Origin of the sequence: Paenibacillus sp. FSL H8-0282 (assembly GCF_037963825.1) — a bacterium.
In the GTDB taxonomy this organism is placed as follows: Bacteria; Bacillota; Bacilli; order Paenibacillales; family Paenibacillaceae; genus Paenibacillus_AQ; species Paenibacillus_AQ odorifer.
Genome location: NZ_CP150146.1, coordinates 1894464 through 1911943 on the forward strand (window position 1 = coordinate 1894464; position 17480 = coordinate 1911943).

Genomic DNA, 17480 nt, shown 5'->3' on the forward strand with positions numbered 1-17480 from the left:
CAGAAAGAAGGGGAAAGCGTGCAAGAAGATATTGATCTTTTGCTGGGTCATCCGCTAGGTGCCTTGCTTGGCTACTTTGCAGTGGCGATTCTTGGGCTGGTTGTATTTCTGTCTTTTTTTGAAATGGTAACGAAATATAATTGCTGGGAAGAAATACGTAAGGGAAACCTGGCAGTGGCAATGGCCACAGGCGGCAAAATCTTCGGAATTTGCAACGTACTGCGTTTCAGTATTGAAGCTGGTGTTTCAATTTACGAGACAATGAAGTGGTCCGTCGTCGGTTTTTTGCTGCTGCTGCTTGCCTATTTTTTATTTGAATTTCTGACCCCTGTATTCTCTATTGACGAGGAGATCGCTGCGGATAACCGTGCTGTTGGACTTATTGCCATGCTGATCTCGGTATCGTTGTCTTATGTAATAGGTGCGGCTATTTTTTAAATCCGTCCTTATAAGGACACCCTGCAAAGGATTATGGATCTGGACAAGCTTTGAATTGAGCAGTCCCACTCTTTGTGGGGTATCTTAGGAGGAAATCATGAAGATTCTCACCCGAGTTCTGTTTCTGTCAGCGATTGCTTTTATAGCAGCCGGTATTATTTATTTAATGATGAATTAAATTTAAAAGTGAAAGTGTGAAGGAGATTAAAAAGATGGAAACAACTGTATGCCCTTGGTGTCATACTGAAATTGTATGGGACGAGGAATTTGGACCTGAGGAGAATTGTCCTCACTGTAACAATGAGCTTAGCGGATACCGTACGGTCACTGTTGGGATTGACGGCATCGAAGAAGAAGTAGTAGAGGAAGTCGTAGAGGAACCCAAACAAGAGGTTGTTAATGACGATGATCTTTGGGGAGAGCCTGATAAAGACAGCGTAGTTCCAATCTATAATACGCTTAATCAATTCGGCGATGATTATGACTTGAACAAGTACGAAGAGAGTGTCTCAGCTATTCTGGCCATTCAGGAGGAAGCTCCGGAATGTACTCAATGCCATGAGCTCACTATCCTTGCGGGTAAGCAGCCTGTGAGCAGCTTTGAGCCGTCTGCTCCAGCTACATTAGGTAAGTCGGTATTAACCGCTCCATTCTCACTCAATGTTTACGTATGTCCTTCCTGCTTCCATGTTCAGCACAGTCTGGCGCAGGAAGATCGGATTCAGCTCGTACGCAATTTGAGCAACGCTCAGGCGTAAGAATAAGTATATAAAAAAAGGGGCGGTCCCGTAAGCTAATAGCTGCTGGGGGCGCCCCTTCTTTTTTTTGGACCTTACTTGACCGTTGTCCGTTGTCGAAAGCGTGTGTATATGAAATCACTGTGGATGCGCATAGTAACCCGCTAACGGACACAACCGGCCTTAATCGCACCATTATCCGATATTTGGAATGCTATCGGACTCTAGTGCAGCTATTGGCCTGAAAAACGCCTATATATGGGCCTCTTTCCAAGGATAGCATCACTGGAGTCCGAAACCTTGCTTTAAAGGCTAAAAACATGTAAATAACGTCAACTGAGTCCGTAAGCTCCATGGGCTGATGGATTTATGATTGAAGCAGGGAAAATAAAAAGCGGGGTTGTCCAAAAAGCAGTGAAGCGGCTGCGAGGGACAGCCCCGTTTTTATTTTCTACAAAAATCAGTTCTGTTTCATCACGTCCAAACTCTTAGAAGGAGAGGGTTTGGCTGATCGGGTGAGTGAGAATAAATCTAACTCAGGCCGATGTTTGCCGGCAATCGTATCCGTTAACAACTCCGCAGCGATCATACTGTACACCGTCCCATTGCCTCCGTAGCCCTCGATGAAGTAACAGTGAGGGAACTTTGGATGTGGGCCGATATATGGAAGTCCATCACGAGTAGAACCGAACACAGCACCCCAGGAGTACTCCAGCTCAATGCCTTTAATTTCTGGAAATAAGGCTTCAAGCTCTTCGAGCAATTTTTGACCTTGAGAAATCACCCGGACCTCACGACGTTCGGGGTCTGTCAGCTGCTCATCCTTACCTCCTGCAATAATCCTGCCTTCAGGGGTTGTCCGAAAATATAAATAAGGGCGGGCTGTCTCCCACAGCAGGCTACGCTCATGCCACTTTGGAAAATCCTTTAGAGGTTTGGTCATCACTGCATACGTGTTGATCAGCTCAGCGCCCCGGTCTTTTTTGAATTCCTGTGTTTCATAACCCATTGCAAAAATAACATCCTTGGCAATAATCCGGCCACTTTCTGTATGGCAAATCACGCCATTCTCAGTAAACTCATAATGTTTCGCTTCGCTCTGTTCAAAGACGCGGACGCCATTCGACGCTGCCTTGGCGATTAGGCTGTGCACCGTTCGATAAGGATTCGCTTCGGCATCCCCACGTGAATAAAGTCCTGCTGGTTTTGAAAAAGAGTACAGAGATGCAATCTTATCCTCTTCCCAGAATTCAGAATCGAAGCCGTTAGCCACGAGATTCTCATATTCTTCCCGCAATGCAGGTACATCCTCTGGAGTGCTGGCATATAAAAGACTGCTGCGAGGAATGATCTGCGGATCGATATCGAGCTTGTCCGGCAGGTCCAGAATGTTCCTTACCCCAGCCTGGCATAACTGATAAAAGAGCAAACCGTTCTTTTGCCCAAAGGTGTTCATACATGAGGTTAATGATTTATCGTTGGAAATCTGCAAAAGTCCAGTGTTAGCATGTGAGCTGCCACTCCCGACCCGTCTTTTTTCGATCAGAATAGCATCCGCTCCACTTAAGGACAAGCGATAGGCGGCCATTGCCCCACCCATTCCGGCGCCTACAACCAGGCAATCACAATGAATAGTACCTTCTAGAGAGGGGTAAGTTGGAGGGTTCTGTAAAGTGCTTGACCAAGGTGTATTTCCACTATTTAAATTCATGAATTGTTCGCTCCTTCATTCGTGCCGTGATTTAGTATTGGCGGCATTTTATCGTCTCATTCGCGGTATGTTCTTATTTCTGTCATAACTCTCTAGTGCCTTTCGGCAAATAAATCGCGGGCATAGGCGGCATACTAAAGCCTGTATGAATCAACTACAAGGAGGGACTACAACAAATGCAATCAACGCAAATGCAAGCGCTAAGTGGTAAGGAATTGGAATATATCGCTGACTCCATCTCTAATGAGGACTTGCTTCTTAAGCAATGTGCAGCAACAGCTGCGACAACACAGAATCAACAAGTTCGTCAAATTTGTATGCAGCATATGCAAAATCACACCAAACACATGACAGAGCTCACTCAGTTAATCCAACAACATCAACAATACGCGCCAACAAGCCCACAATAATTGCAATATTAATTCTAAGGAGGTTATTTAATGAACGCGCAAAATACTGGGGCATTTATGCCGGATGAGGATTTACTAAACACCATTTTGTGTGATTTGAAGCGGACCGTACGCGAATATGCTACAGCTGCTACAGAATCAGCATGTCCAGCCGTTCGTAGGGTTTTTAACACTATGACCATGGACACTTTGCAACTCCAAGGTGATTTATACACGCATATGTCTCAACTGAATATGTATCCTGCACCTGCAAAAGCATTGCGCCAAGATGTGGACAAGCAGCTTCAAACCGCACAGCAAATGCAACAGCAAACCGGGCAATTTGTTCAACAAAAAACCGGGCAATTTGGCGCATACGCTCAGAATGCTCATATCCCGGCTAACGGACAACATCAGCCTTCTCATTTAATGTAACCATGATGGTTGGCGAATGAAGCAAATCGCTTCATGTGTGTGGAGATAACGCCCGTTTTTACTGGTTAAATCCGGTAGAACGGGCGTTTTTTCTATTTTTTTGTGTATGTTCTATGTAAACTCTGCCTTTCATGGAAGCTCCTATGGGGTTATTTTGTTTGCAGAGATGCACATTTCATGTCATATTAGTATTAAACTCTTTTCGCGGGGCGACGCATTAATAGCGTACCGTCATTGGCGAACTATCCGGAGGGAAGGCATGAAGGAAATGAACGAGCTTAAGAGGAAAGTGCTGGAACTGCTTAAGGAAGACGCGAGAAGATCTACTGCACTCTTAGCAACGCTGCTTGGCGCGGAAGAAGAAGATGTGAAGACTGCGATTGAGCAGTTGGAGAAAGATCATGTCATTGTAAAATATGCCGCCGTTGTAAACTGGGATAAAGTGGACGATGAGAAGGTAACCGCACTGATTGAGGTGCAGATTACGCCTGAACGAGGGCGTGGTTTTGAAGGGATTGCCGAGCGAATCTACCTGTATCCACAGGTCAAATCAGTTTATCTGATGTCTGGTGCTTATGATCTTCTGGTGGAAGTGGAAGGCCGGAATTTACGTGAAGTGGCCAATTTTGTATCTGAGAAGCTGTCTCCAATTGATTCAGTACTTTCAACCAAAACGAATTTTACCCTTAAAAAATACAAACAGGACGGGATCATCTTCGAAGAGCATGAGGAAGACAACCGTCTGATGATCTCTCCATAAAGGAAGTAATCATATGATCACGAATAAATCGCAGCTAACTGGAGAAGACAGCAAATCAATGGATTCTTATTTGGCCCCGTTGGTACAGCAAATTCAACCTTCGGGTATCCGCAAGTTTTTTGATCTGGCTGCAGGCAGTAAGGATATCATCTCTTTGGGAGTTGGAGAGCCTGACTTCAAGACCCCCTGGCATGTCAGAGAGGCTTGTGTCTATTCGCTGGAAAGAGGATTTACAGGGTATACATCCAATGCAGGGATGCCTGAACTGCGGGAAGGGATCGCGAATTACTTGCACAGCCGTTTTGCTGTGGAATATGATCCTGCCAATCAAATTATAGCAACCGTTGGCGGAAGCGAGGCCATCGATTTGGCACTACGTGCGCTGATTTCACCGGGGGATGAAATTCTGATTCCTGAGCCTTGTTATATCTCTTATTCGCCGATCACCGCGATTGGTGGAGGAATACCTGTAGGTATTGAAACGGTTGGTGAGAATAACTTTAAACTTACTGCGGAAAGCTTGGAAGCCAAAATCACTCCGCGCTCCAAGGTTCTGATTTTGTGTTACCCTAGTAACCCTACGGGAAGTGTAATGACCCGAGAAGATTGGGAGCCGATTGCTAAGGTAGTAGAGAAACATGATCTTATAGTGATTTCAGATGAGATTTATGCAGAATTGTCTTATGGCATTAATCACGTCAGCTTTGCCTCTTTACCAGGCATGATAGACCGTACGATTCTGGTTAGCGGCTTCTCCAAAGCTTTTGCAATGACCGGATGGCGGATGGGGTATGCTTGTGGTCACCCGGATCTTATCGCTGCAATGCTTAAGATTCATCAGTATACTGTGATGTGTGCTCCTTCTATGGGACAGGTGGCTGCACTTGAAGCGCTGACCAATGGGATGGAAGAGAAGGACCGGATGGTGGATTCCTATAACCAACGGCGGAGGTTGATCGTCAAGGGCCTACGCGATGCGGGGCTGGAGTGCCATGAGCCGCAGGGCGCCTTCTACGCTTTTCCAAGCGTGCGCAAGACAGGGCTGACTTCTGATCAATTTGCTCAGCGGCTTTTGCTTGAATACAAGGTTGCAGCTGTGCCTGGAAGTGTCTTTGGATTAGGTGGAGAAGGTTACTTACGCTGTTCCTACGCCACATCAGTATCCCAACTGAACGAAGCAGTAGAACGCATTGGTGCTTTTGTCACAAAGCTTACACGTGAGAGAACGGATTAGTGAAAATTGAACTATAGCCGATCATACAATCCTATGGTATTATTTTACTTTGAGAGTAATTAGCCCCTATAATAGAACTTAAAAGGATTCATTTACTCTGGAACTAAGGCGTTGCTTTGAAGTTGCTTTATTTAACTTTTATGCTCTTTTGCAGCACGCGCTCAATAATACTTTTGGGAGGGATGATTGTGCTTAGCGCCGATTATTACTTACCTTCCTATGGTGGGAAATGTTTCTCTGGAAATGGGAAAATACCCCCCAAGGGTGATGCTTCTGCTCGCATACTCTCTCTGGAAGATGAAATTAGAATACTCCGCAGCAAGATGGAGCAGCTTTTCCTGCAGGAAAAATCATTCACTTCGGATAATGTGATTGAAATTAGCAGTTTATTGGACCTCAAAATAAATGAGTATATGAAGGGGCGTCCAGCTGGAAAATAGTGCTGCTGAATGCTCTTGAGAGGACCCTAGGGTCCTCTTTTTGTTGTGCACTCTTACTAATGATGGTGTTTTTGTGTATACTCTTAATTTGCTATCTTTATTGCCTTCCTTATAGCAGAAAGCTTAAACTATCAGTATATGTTTTTTAAGAATGGATAGGAGGCTTAAACCATGGCGATTTATACACGTACGGGTGATGCAGGTCAGACCTCAGTGATTGGCGGCCGGGTCGGCAAGGATGATGTCCGCGTCGAGGCCTACGGAACGATCGATGAGCTGAATTGTTTTGTAGGGCAAGCACGAAGCCTGATGGAAAGTGATAATTTCGACGATGTCCGCGAGCAATTGCTCGAAATACAGCATGAGCTGTTTGATTGCGGCACGGATTTAGCATTTGTTAGACTTGCTGATGGTGGTCAATATATGGTGACAAGTGAGATGGCTCAGCGGCTGGAAGGCTGGATAGATACTCTACAAGAGGAGAATCCGCCACTTGAGAAATTTATCCTGCCAGGAGGTAGTCAGCTGGCTTCGGTTCTACATGTATGCCGCACGGTTTGCCGTCGTGCAGAACGCCGGGCGGTTACCTTAGGGCGAACTGCGGACATTAACCCAGAAGCGGTGATTTATCTCAATCGGTTGTCGGATTATTTTTTTGCTTTGGCTAGAACGGCTAATACACGGTCAGGGATTACTGATGTAGAATACATCCGCAGTAAAAAGGTGTTCCGAGACTAATATGACAAGCTATTATTCACCCATTACTTATATCATACCGCCTGAAGAGGATGACTTCCTGCTGAAGACCATCCTGCACAAACGGATGGATGTCTCACGCAAGCTGCTCTCTCGCCTGAAGCAGACGGAGCAAGGCATTACATTAAACGGTGAACGTGTATACATTAGTGTGCATGTAAAGGCAGGAGATACCGTGCAGATTCGCATGGAAACGGAGACTTCGGATGATATTTTGCCGCAGCCGATTCCATTTGAGATTTTATTTGAAGATGAACATCTGCTAGTGGTTAACAAGGCAGCGGGAATTATAGTTCATCCCACCCATGGACATTACACCGACACGCTTGCCAATGGTGTGGTTTATTATTGGGCACAGAAGAATGAACGCTTCCGTTTCCGGCCTGTTCATCGTCTGGATCAGGAGACCTCCGGTGTGTTAGTGATCGCCAAAAATCCTTACAGCCATCAGCATATTTCCGAGCAGATGATCGCCGGTACTGTGGATAAGCGTTACGCTGCATTTGTTCACGGGGTTCCTGCGGAGTTATCCGGCGATATCGACGGCCCTATCGATCGTGATCCTGAGGAGCCACATCGGCGTATCGTGACACCGGATGGATATCCTTCCCTAACCCGATATGAGGTTAAGCAGGTGTATTCAGCTGGCTCTAGAGTTGAACTAAAGCTGGAGAGTGGGCGTACGCATCAAATTCGGGTCCATATGACCTCAATCGGCTGTCCGCTGATTGGGGACAGCATGTACCGTCATGAGCTGTACAATCTACCAGAATTGACTTCAACTCAAAGCGAGCAATTGGAGACCGTTGCAGCACTCGATGCTTCCATACCGCGTCAGGCACTGCACGCAGTCCGTCTGACGTTCAAGCACCCGGTGCTTCTGCAAGAAATGATTTTCGAGGCCCCGTTGCCACCTGATATGGCAGACTTGGAGAAAATATTGGAGCAAGGTCCGACAGCGGATTTGTGATAAAATTATAATTCAGGCGATGGAGTGGCGAAGGGGAAGCTTGGAACTGTAGGAGCGATAGCGACCGCCCTTGTCTGCGGATTTCAACCTCGTTTAACGGTGAAATTGAAGAAATCTGTAGACAACAGCGGCCAGAAATCCAAACATTCCCCGTAGTTACGATATTATTAGCCGATTATTAAAGGAGCACAGCATGAGCAAATTAAAAGTATATCAATATCCCAAATGCAGCACCTGCCGCAGCGCAGTGAAATGGTTGCAGGGACAAGGTCATGAGCTGGAGCTTCAGCACATCGCAGAGCAGCCACCTACGGTGGACGAGCTGCGTGAGCTGCTCGCGAACAGCGGCCTTGAGCTGAAGAAGTTTTTTAATACAAGCGGTGAAGTATATAAATCATTAGGTCTGAAGGACAAGCTGCCCCAGCTTACGGAACAGGAGAAGTTAGAACTGCTCTCAAGCCACGGGATGTTGATCAAACGTCCGATTGTCACCGATGGAGTTAAAGTTACGGTGGGATTCAAAGAAGACCAATATGCCGATACTTGGGCTAATGTTTAATATCAATACAACGATCAAGGGAGAGGTTTATAAGTGAGAACAGATACAACGGGCCGGGTAATGCTTGTAGATGGAATGGCTCTGCTGTTCCGGGCCTTTTATGCGACCTCTTATGGAGGATATATTCGCAAGACAAAAGAAGGTTTACCGACGAATGCGGTATATGGATTTTTGCAGTATTTTTTTGATGCAGTAAGTACGTTTGAGCCTTCTCATGTCGTATGCTGCTGGGATATGGGTAAAGGAACGTTCCGTACCGAGAAATATGATGGATACAAATCCAACCGGATCGAAGCTCCGCTGGAATTAATTCCGCAATTTGATCTAGTAAAAGAAGTAGTGGCTGAGCTAGGTGTGCCAAACATCGGTCTTGCCGGCTATGAAGCAGATGATTGCATTGGTACGCTAGCATCCTGTTACAGCGATAATTCTGAGGTTTACATTCTGACGGGTGACCATGATATGCTGCAGCTTATTGATGAGAATGTTAAGGTCGTCATTATGAAAAAAGGACGCTCCAACTATAAAGTTTATGACCTTGCAGAATTGCTTGAGGATAAAGGTCTAACCCCTAGACAGGTTATTGACCTGAAGGGCTTTATGGGCGATACAAGTGATAATTACCCTGGTGTAAAAGGGATTGGTGAGAAAACCGCGCTGAAGCTGTTAACGGAATACGGTACAGTTGAAGGTGTAATTGAGAATCTTCACTTGCTCCCTAAAGGTGTACGGTCCAAAATTGAAGCCGACCTTGATATGCTGCATCTATCAAGAGAGCTGGCTGAAATCCGTTGTGATGTGCCTGTGGTCTGTGAGCTGGCGGAAGCTTTATGGCAATTACAACGGGAAACAGCCGCGCGTAAATTTCAAGAACTGGAATTTGGCAGCCTGATGCATTTGATCGCTGAGGTGCAGGACGAACGGGGAATTGTACAGATTGAGTTAGGTGATCTGGGTTAAGGAGAGTGGTTCTCTTCTGATGAAAAGGTGAATAAACATAATGGCAGGTCAAGGTTACTTTCCTTGATCTGCTTTTTTTGTTGTCGAATTCATGTGGAAATTTATCAATATATGTCTTTTTTTGACTTAATTACAAATTAAGGTTTCTAATCATGGATATTGGTTTAATGAAATTTCAAAGGAAATACATAGGGATTATTTTCCATAGTAGGTGATGATGAGATGAAGATACTTTTGGTCACGCACAAGTTCCAGAAGATAGTAGGTAATTATTGCAGGCGGACCATAGACGTAGTGAACGAGTCTGAATTAGTCCTTGGAGGTATTTTGGAGTTTTTGCAAAACATCAATCCTTCTATAGACAGCATATTAATAACAGATGATGCATTATCTCTGAGGATGGAACAGAACAGGAGTGATTTAAATAACCTAATCAATTGGCTCTTATATAATCAAAAGTCAAATGTAAAGATTTTAATCCTCACCAGGCACATAAGGAAAGATAAAGAATGGGAGAATCTCAGCTATAGATATCCGAATCTCCAAATTAAGAATTACGAATACATACGCATTACACCAGTACTATTTCAGGAAGCTCTTGAGCATTTATCCGATACCAAACCTCAATTGAAACAACATTCCAGACTTCACGACGATAAGAGCAATCAAAAGAGTATAGACAGAAAAGGGTCGTTTCTGGATCGCTTTAAACCGAAACTGAAAGCCCCAACTGAATTACAGGCTACAGATACCCTTACTAGGGAGCTTGATAAGATTAGCCGAGGGATTAGTCGTATTGTAGCGATAACCGGCCATAGTGGATGCGGAATTACTAGCACAACTATCAATGTTGCAAGTGAAGCGAGTAAACGGGGTCTGAATGTAATAATCGTGGATATGGACATCGAATATCGAAGTACGAATATGTATTTTAGCAGCTTTCATGAACGAACCAAGCGGGATGAAGATATAAATGCATCTCTCATCCGAACGTTAGCAAGACCTCAGGATTGTTTGACTACGGCTTTTCATTTGAAAGAAAATCTATGGCTGGCTGGACTGGGTTACAGCTTTTCCGACCCCAAGTTAATCGAGCAATTTTACACCAGCTCTAAACTTGTCGGTCTGTTGTCCTTACTCCGAAACAAATTTAATTTGATCCTATTGGATCTACCACTGAACTTATTAGACAGATTTCGAGAAGCATTAATCCATATCGACAGCTTTGGCCTCTGTATTCCCAATAATCTATATGCTGTTTTAAGCACTCTGAGGAATGTGGAAGAGACACTGAATAAGGAAAATACGGCCTATTTGAATGCTAAATCAAAAGTAATTGTCACCAAATATAATGACCGTTCCAGATTTCAAGGTGAAATTTTCGTACCAGATAAGGTAAGTGCAATTGCTACATCCGGTCTTTTAGAAAGCTTTACATACGGAATGAAAGTGGCAGGTCATGTCTCTTATGACACGGACTTTGATACTCAGATTGAAACCGATGTGCCGCTTGTATATTCAAACAAAGACCATGAGCGGGCATATGGAAATATACTTCTTAGATTACTGGAGGGGAGTAGTTAATGGATTTAAGCGGGCTTAAAAACGCGACACCCAATAAGCAAATGTTCAAGCGGGTTGCAGCATTGCTCTTTAGTCTATTGATCATCGTGGTTTCATATATGTTCATTACGAAAGCCAGCAAAGATGCCAGCGATGTGGTAGAGGTGTTGCGGGTGAAGCAGAGTGATGGTATTCCGGCTTACGTAGTCATTACGGAACCTATGATTGAGAAATACAATATTATCAAAAAAGAATACACGGAGGACATGGTGTTGTCTGAAGATATAGATTCGGTGAAGGATAAACTGTCCGCATATTATCTTCGAGAAAACAGCGTGCTCTACAAAGATCAGTTACTGGATGAAAAACCGCAAAAAAATGAATGGCTGTATCAAGTGAATGAGGAAAATGAGGTCTTGACGCTTCCTTATAATTTTCTGGAGGTTGGTGGAGATATTCTAATGCCAGGAGACCGTGTTCGTATCCGTGTTTCCTATGAGGTAGAGGAGAAGGATACCGCGGGTGGCAATCCAAACGCTATTTATTCCGAGTCCACGAATACGATCAAAAAAACTGAAGTATTGTTTGAAAGCATTGTTGTGAAGGATATGCTCAACGCAAGTAGTCATTCCATCTACGAAGTATATAAAGAAGTGCAGAAACTGGATGAGGATAAGAAACAAAATGTTATGAAGAGTAAGGATTTCTTAAAGAACATTCAACCTAAAGCATTACTTCTCGAGGGGACGAGTGCACAAATTAACAACTATGCCAAATACAAAGGACTTAATGGAAATTCATTTCTGATTACCATACTGAGCAGAAAAAGTAGTGATGTCATCATTGACCAATTGCCCACTTTGGAGAAAGAGGTGGAATCGTGGATCGGAAAAGAGGATTAGGAATCGACAGCATTTTTCAGAAAATATCATCTAAGGATCTCGTCGGTGCCGAACTTCAAGAGAATAATCTGATTTATAGTGTAGTAGGTTTTATACCTGCTTGTGATGGTGTAGATAATGCCATGCTCATAAGCAACTTAGGATATTTGTTATCTCAAAAGGGTCTAAATACTTGTGTGGTTGACCTTAAGGTGTTTTATCCAAACTTATATCAATTTCTAGATGTCCCTGCACATAAGAAGGGGCAAGGATTAATTAAGGTGTTGAAAAGCGACAAGGTAGATTTCAGAGATGAATTACAGCGGACCAAATACGAGAAGCTGTTCCTGTTATCAGCTAGTCCACAGGATCTAATGGAGGAGTATTTTGATTTTGAGTTTGGAAATTTAGAGCGTGTAATTACTACACTTAAGCAGATGTTTGATATCGTGCTGATCGACATTCCCAACAACCCTCCATTGGAATTTTGTCTGGGTGCCATGAAGTATTGTCACATAGGATTCTTTACGGCAACAGAGAGGATGGAAGCTACAATAAATATGGTGAAGCTGCTGGACTATGCTAAATCGGTGGGGATAAGTACGGCTAAGTTCACCAGTGTGGTGATGATGAATATTCAGCATGTTGAATTTGATTATAAGGTTATGAAGGATATGGGTTTTAACATAGTTTCTGTACTGCCACTTGTGAAGGATGCCGTAGTTCGTGCACATGAGGGCAGGCTGTACATAAAAGATAACCCCCTAATCAATAAATATTTCAAAAAAGAGATCCAAAAACTGGCCGATCGGTTGGCGGATCAGTAAAGGGGAGAGCGATTTGCTGACACGTGCGAAAATTAGCGATATGCAGCAAAAAGTACTGCATCAGGTAGGGCCGAAGGAGAACATGGAGGATCTGGCTAGTAAATATACGACCATAAGCTTTGATGAGGCTTTGGAGTTATGCCAAAAATATATTACGAAAATAACGACACATGCCTATAGGCGAGAAAGCGACCCTGCTCGAAAACGTGAAATGACGAAGGCATACATAAATGAATTTGTAGATGCACAGAAACCTTCTGTCGAGGGATTTTATGACCTAGCAGAATTGAAAAACGCACTCACCAATGAAATCACTCACTATGGTCCTATTACCAAGGCTATGGAGGACCCTAGTATAGATGAAATCAGAGCCAACGGACCTGATCAAATCTTTGTGGAAAGCGGCGGAAGAAGCCTGCAGTGGGATCAACATTTTACAGATCGTGATCATATGGAACGGATTATCGCCAAGCTTATAGGTATCTCCAAGGTTCGGCTGATTCCAAAGATACCCATGGTAAATGCCAGAACGATTGAGGGGTATCGTGTGAATGCCACTCATGCTGAGATCTCACCGTATGACCAACCAGCGTTTGTGATCCGAAAGTTCAGCAAGAAGAGTATTGTTCCGAAAATGCTTATTGAGAATAAATCCTTCTCCTCAAACATGTATAAATTATTGTCTTTGATCCCGAAATCAGACTTATCCTGGATTACAGTGGGACCGACAGGAAGCGGAAAGACAACGCTAAATGAAATTCTTGTGAAGGAGATCAATCCTCTATCAAGGATCATTACCATTGAAAATCCTTCGGAGATGAGATTGATTCAAAGAGAAGATAACAGCGAACACGGTAGAGTGCTGAATGATGTGTTGCAATACGAGTCGGTCCCTGATGATGATGACTCAAGCCCAGCGACTATGGAAAATTTGCTTATTAATGCGATGAGACAATCACCTCACTGGATTGGACCAGGGGAGCTTCGAACACCCGGTGAATTCGCCACAGCGCTCCGAGCAGCACAGACGGGACACTATTTCTTTTCCACACTTCATGCAGAGGGGGATAAGGAAGCGATCTTCAGATTTCTAACGGCCTATCTAATGGCCTCTAATGAGCCAGCGGAACTTGCTCTACGAAATATCTGCAGTGCTGTAAAATTTGTAATCTTTCAAGAGAAACTGGCAGATGGTACGCGTAAAGTGACTTCAATTTCAGAGATTTTGGGCTCAGATGGCTTGAATCCACTGATTAATCAAATCTATAGATTTGATTGTGATGATGTTATTGAAGAGATGATTGAAGGCAAGAAGATGATCAAAATTGTTGGCAGACATTTACGTGTAGGAAAGATCTCGGAGAATATACAGCAGCTAATGCTCAAGGCCGGAATTAAGAGAAGCAGGTTTGAGTTCTTTACCAAGGATCCGCTGGAGGGCGAAACAGAGGTGTACGAATTCGATGAATACAACTTTAATCATTAGTCTACTTCTTGGTACGGCTGCATTTGTACTATTTAACGCCATCTTTGAGGTCAAGTTTTTTCAGGGGTCTGTAAGATATGTTCTCGACGTTATGGATACCCTCGCAGAGTACCTTGGCAAGTATAACACAAAGCGTTATGTCGACCGGATCAAGAAGGAACGAATTGTCAGGCAGAAGGAAAATATTTATGCGAAATACAATCGAATGGTAGAGGGTCTAATTTTAGATTTTAATATGCCTTTTACACTGGAGAGCTTCACCTCAATGCTTTGCATTTGTTTTGCTATTATAGCTCTGCTAGTGGTTCTGCTTATGAATAGCATTACGCTTTCGCTTGTGATCACGATTTCAATCTTTGTAGGCTTGTTTACTTTTTTCGTGATGCAGTCTAGAGCCATCCAAGCAGAACGGCTGGAAAATATAATGGATGCCGAAGATGTAATTTGTCCGTTAGCCCGTGAAGGTGTACTAGTAGCCATTAAAAAGGTGATGGAGAGCGATGAATATATCAGTCCTAACCTTAGGCCCTATTTCCAGCAGTTTATAGATAATTGTGATAACAACGGCTATTCCTTTAAGCAAGCTATTACGCTGTTAAATAGACAGCTTGGTCCTAAATTTGATAATTTCACAAAAAAAGCAGTGGTTTTCGAATATAACGAAAGAAAAGGTATGGCAGACATTTTCCTCGATATTGTAGATGAAAATGCCGTGCTGCGCGAGATTAACTCTAAAAAGGAACGGATTTTTAGAAAGATGAATCGAGATTTTATGTTTAAAACCGGAATCATTGTGCTTTTTTTCTTGTACGCATTAACTGTAAAGGATTTTAGAGAATTTATGCTTGTAAGTAATGTTGGGAAATTGATCAACACGATATTGATTAGTGTCATTTGTTTAAGCTTTGCACGCAGCCAGGTACTCCAAGGGAACGTCGGCATGGGTGGTGAGCGCAAATGATATTCCTAGTTAAGCTGATTGCCATGCTCTCCATCCTTTATTTGATCAAGATATTGTTATACCCCTTCTTTAAACCTGTGAGCAGAAAACAGAAAAAACGTGCACGTCAATATATCAAGCAGCGTAAAAATGCGGCGTTAAAAGAGAAGTTCAACCAATATAAACGAAGAATTGCAATGAAATATGTTAAAGGGTTATTGGGAAGTGCTGAAAGGTTAAGATTCAAGAAAATCATTGACCGACTTGATCTACAAAAGACTCCAGAGGAAATACGGACCGAGCAATTCATGTACTCGCTAAGTGCTATTGTGATTATGTTGTTGCTATGGAAGGTGAACATCCTGCTTGGCTGTATCTCTGCCATCTTCATCATGCTGGGCTGGCTCTATCCGGTGGTCGAGTTGGAGAAGATTATCGATAAGAAGAACAAAAATATATCCCTGGATTTCCCAGCCTTTTATAGTATGGTCTATTACCAGTATATAAAGTCGGTCAACATACATTTCTCGGATGTGCTTAAGGATTACATTCCCAGTGCAAATCCTGATATAGCCGAGGAGCTTGGTGTGATGCTGGATAATATTGATTACGGAGAAGAATTCGCTTTTAAGCAGCTGAAGAAACGGATTCCAATGCATTATGTGATCAAGTTCTGCGACATTATGGAGACTAGGCTTAAAGGATACGATAATGTGTCTCAGATGGCATATCTCAAGAATGAATTAGATGGCTTCAGAATCAGGGCTTTGGAAGAAGAACTGGAGAGCAGGCAGCGCAGCAGTGCAAGAATCCAATTTCTACTTATTATAGTGTTGGCCATTTATATCGTTATGTACTATTTATTTACCATTCTGAGTTCGATGAAGATGTTTCAATAAGCCAATTTTATTTATAGGGGGATACACGAATGAAGACAGATCTAAAGGAATTGCTAGTGGAGGAAAAAGGGGAAGTAGGCATCAAGCAAATCGCGATTACGGTCGGCGTTATTATATTAATTGGTGTGGTAGTCACTTATTTAAAGGGCGGAGTACTGGCAGGATGGGTTGATGATATCTGGACATTTTTATTCGATGATTTGATCAAAAAGATGGTTAGCTAATTTGGGGTGAAAATACAATGCAAGGGATAGCAAAGGCAGTATTACTTACCATACTGACTTCGGTTACGATTCTGCTGTTTGTGAATTTGGCTTTCTTTTTCCCATGGTATTTAACGCTAGTCACAGAGACGTATAGTGTTTCGCAGATTGTAGCTGGTGATAACTACTTGAAGGAATCGTATTATGAGGATGCTATGGAGAGATTACAGGAGCGCCCTATTTACCGAGATAAAGCCGATGATATTGTCATTACGGTCACTAATGCAGATCATGATAATGCGATTGGTAATGATGATGAAACCTCATATTACGATGAAGGGAACGAATGGAATAAACCTTATCGGCAAAGAGGCGAACCACTAACGGTTGAGATTAAAGCTGTGTATCCTTTCTCTATCACTTTATGGGGAAAGAAGCTGGAGCATGAAATTCCGGTCCACTTCTCCATGTCAACGACAGGCCTGAAACATTATAAGGATCTGGACTACTATATAGATTGATAGGATGACTTTTGGTGAAAAATATTGCAGTAGGAGTATTGTTGATTATTCTAGTGTCAATTGTTGTGGAGCCTTTGGTGGAGATGGGCATTGTATTTAGAGAGAAGGTAGTGCTGAGCACTGCGATCTCAAATGCTTGCCGCGCAGCTAAGGATCGGAGTTTGGAGTATGAACTGCTACGTGGACTGGATGCGGTGATTAACGAGGAGAGGTTCAAAGAATACTTTTCAGATGCGTTCGAAAGCGCTCTAAATGTATCGGAACAGACCGATGATGGCAACGTGCTTACATTTACATCCAATGATGATAGATACAATGATTTTACGGTAAGTTTAGATTTTTCTAACATTGAGAATGCCCAAACCAGTCAAAGAGTATCAGAAGTTAATGTGAAAGCACAGGCAACATACAAATTTAAAACCAGATACTTAAAGCTCGCTGAAGAAGCAGACAAAGAAGTAGATTATCAGTTAATTAGCGAGAGGAAATATATTCTCTCCGTTAAGAATTGATGAAAGGAATAATCGGAATGGATTATATAATGGTTACTTTTCAAACGGATACAGCTCTAAGAATGGACCTAAAAGTTCCGGTGTTTGTGACTATAGAAGAACTGTTAGACATGTTAATGGAGTCCTTGAGCTTAAAGGAGAGAAGCGGGGCCAAGCTTCAGGCTGAGCCATTAGGCAGAATATTAAGTAATAGTAAAACCTTGGATCAAGAAGGTGTAGCCCAAGGCGCACTGCTCACACTTATCTGAGAAGGGGCAAT

The 17480-nt window shown here is 43.1% G+C and carries 22 protein-coding genes; 21 read left to right on the plus strand and 1 reads right to left on the minus strand.

Annotation, left to right across the window (positions count from 1 at the left end):
- Positions 1–18: 18 nt before the first annotated feature.
- On the plus strand, positions 19–438 hold the full coding sequence (locus NST94_RS08125) for a DUF350 domain-containing protein (RefSeq protein ID WP_036683543.1): 420 nt from the start codon (positions 19–21) through the stop codon (positions 436–438).
- Positions 439–650: 212 nt separating this feature from the next.
- On the plus strand, positions 651–1196 hold the full coding sequence (locus NST94_RS08130) for a hypothetical protein (RefSeq protein WP_076301359.1): 546 nt from the start codon (positions 651–653) through the stop codon (positions 1194–1196).
- A gap of 439 nt (positions 1197–1635) precedes the next feature.
- On the opposite strand, the gene NST94_RS08135 is transcribed toward NST94_RS08130, so the two are convergent.
- The gene (locus NST94_RS08135) at positions 1636–2886 is read right to left on the minus strand and encodes an FAD-dependent oxidoreductase (protein WP_339281865.1); all 1251 of its coding nucleotides are present in this window, start codon (positions 2884–2886) and stop codon (positions 1636–1638) included.
- Between the two features lie 176 nt (positions 2887–3062).
- On the opposite strand from NST94_RS08135, the gene NST94_RS08140 reads away from it, so the two are divergent.
- The 19 genes from NST94_RS08140 to NST94_RS08230 all read left to right on the plus strand — a co-directional run bounded on the left by NST94_RS08140 (position 3063) and on the right by NST94_RS08230 (position 17469).
- Entirely contained in the window at positions 3063–3296 is a 234-nt protein-coding gene (locus tag NST94_RS08140; protein WP_036683535.1) for a spore coat protein, read from the plus strand.
- A 30-nt stretch (positions 3297–3326) separates the two neighbouring features.
- Complete coding sequence (locus NST94_RS08145; protein WP_076126401.1) at positions 3327–3710, plus strand: spore coat protein; 384 nt, start codon at positions 3327–3329, stop codon at positions 3708–3710.
- A gap of 259 nt (positions 3711–3969) precedes the next feature.
- Positions 3970–4470: an Lrp/AsnC family transcriptional regulator gene (locus NST94_RS08150; RefSeq protein ID WP_036683529.1), complete on the plus strand. Its 501-nt coding sequence runs from the start codon at positions 3970–3972 to the stop codon at positions 4468–4470.
- Positions 4471–4483: 13 nt separating this feature from the next.
- A complete protein-coding gene (locus NST94_RS08155) occupies positions 4484–5704 on the plus strand; it encodes an aminotransferase class I/II-fold pyridoxal phosphate-dependent enzyme (RefSeq protein WP_036683526.1) in 1221 nt (406 codons plus the stop codon).
- A 251-nt stretch (positions 5705–5955) separates the two neighbouring features.
- The gene (locus NST94_RS08160; RefSeq protein ID WP_232061510.1) at positions 5956–6144 is read left to right on the plus strand and encodes an aspartyl-phosphate phosphatase Spo0E family protein; all 189 of its coding nucleotides are present in this window, start codon (positions 5956–5958) and stop codon (positions 6142–6144) included.
- Between the two features lie 171 nt (positions 6145–6315).
- Entirely contained in the window at positions 6316–6882 is a 567-nt protein-coding gene (locus NST94_RS08165; RefSeq protein WP_076126402.1) for a cob(I)yrinic acid a,c-diamide adenosyltransferase, read from the plus strand.
- Position 6883: 1 nt separating this feature from the next.
- Positions 6884–7870, plus strand: a complete 987-nt coding sequence (locus NST94_RS08170) for an RluA family pseudouridine synthase (protein WP_076206337.1) — start codon at positions 6884–6886, stop codon at positions 7868–7870.
- Positions 7871–8063: 193 nt separating this feature from the next.
- Positions 8064–8429 carry an arsenate reductase family protein gene (locus tag NST94_RS08175; protein WP_076126405.1) on the plus strand — a complete coding sequence of 122 codons (366 nt, stop codon included), beginning with the start codon at positions 8064–8066 and terminating at the stop codon, positions 8427–8429.
- A gap of 60 nt (positions 8430–8489) precedes the next feature.
- Positions 8490–9389 carry a 5'-3' exonuclease H3TH domain-containing protein gene (locus NST94_RS08180; RefSeq protein WP_076126491.1) on the plus strand — a complete coding sequence of 300 codons (900 nt, stop codon included), beginning with the start codon at positions 8490–8492 and terminating at the stop codon, positions 9387–9389.
- Between the two features lie 627 nt (positions 9390–10016).
- The gene (locus tag NST94_RS08185) at positions 10017–10973 is read left to right on the plus strand and encodes an AAA family ATPase (protein ID WP_339281866.1); all 957 of its coding nucleotides are present in this window, start codon (positions 10017–10019) and stop codon (positions 10971–10973) included.
- Complete coding sequence (locus tag NST94_RS08190) at positions 10973–11854, plus strand: hypothetical protein (RefSeq protein WP_076301355.1); 882 nt, start codon at positions 10973–10975, stop codon at positions 11852–11854. Before NST94_RS08185 ends, NST94_RS08190 begins: the two co-directional genes overlap by 1 nt.
- Positions 11833–12660 carry a hypothetical protein gene (locus NST94_RS08195; RefSeq protein ID WP_076301354.1) on the plus strand — a complete coding sequence of 276 codons (828 nt, stop codon included), beginning with the start codon at positions 11833–11835 and terminating at the stop codon, positions 12658–12660. The genes NST94_RS08190 and NST94_RS08195 overlap by 22 nt, the downstream gene beginning before the upstream one ends.
- A gap of 13 nt (positions 12661–12673) precedes the next feature.
- Positions 12674–14146, plus strand: coding sequence for an ATPase, T2SS/T4P/T4SS family (locus tag NST94_RS08200; protein ID WP_076281082.1), 1473 nt, complete (start codon positions 12674–12676; stop codon positions 14144–14146).
- Positions 14124–15107 (plus strand): hypothetical protein, encoded by a 984-nt coding sequence (locus tag NST94_RS08205; RefSeq protein ID WP_076281081.1) that lies wholly within the window; start codon positions 14124–14126, stop codon positions 15105–15107. Before NST94_RS08200 ends, NST94_RS08205 begins: the two co-directional genes overlap by 23 nt.
- Entirely contained in the window at positions 15104–15985 is an 882-nt protein-coding gene (locus tag NST94_RS08210) for a hypothetical protein (protein WP_076281080.1), read from the plus strand. The genes NST94_RS08205 and NST94_RS08210 overlap by 4 nt, the downstream gene beginning before the upstream one ends.
- A gap of 29 nt (positions 15986–16014) precedes the next feature.
- Complete coding sequence (locus tag NST94_RS08215; RefSeq protein WP_076281079.1) at positions 16015–16209, plus strand: hypothetical protein; 195 nt, start codon at positions 16015–16017, stop codon at positions 16207–16209.
- 17 nt (positions 16210–16226) lie between these two features.
- Entirely contained in the window at positions 16227–16709 is a 483-nt protein-coding gene (locus NST94_RS08220; protein WP_280752663.1) for a hypothetical protein, read from the plus strand.
- A gap of 14 nt (positions 16710–16723) precedes the next feature.
- Positions 16724–17221, plus strand: a complete 498-nt coding sequence (locus tag NST94_RS08225; protein ID WP_280752664.1) for a hypothetical protein — start codon at positions 16724–16726, stop codon at positions 17219–17221.
- Positions 17222–17238: 17 nt separating this feature from the next.
- Entirely contained in the window at positions 17239–17469 is a 231-nt protein-coding gene (locus tag NST94_RS08230; protein ID WP_175623546.1) for an EsaB/YukD family protein, read from the plus strand.
- Positions 17470–17480 lie beyond the last annotated feature (11 nt).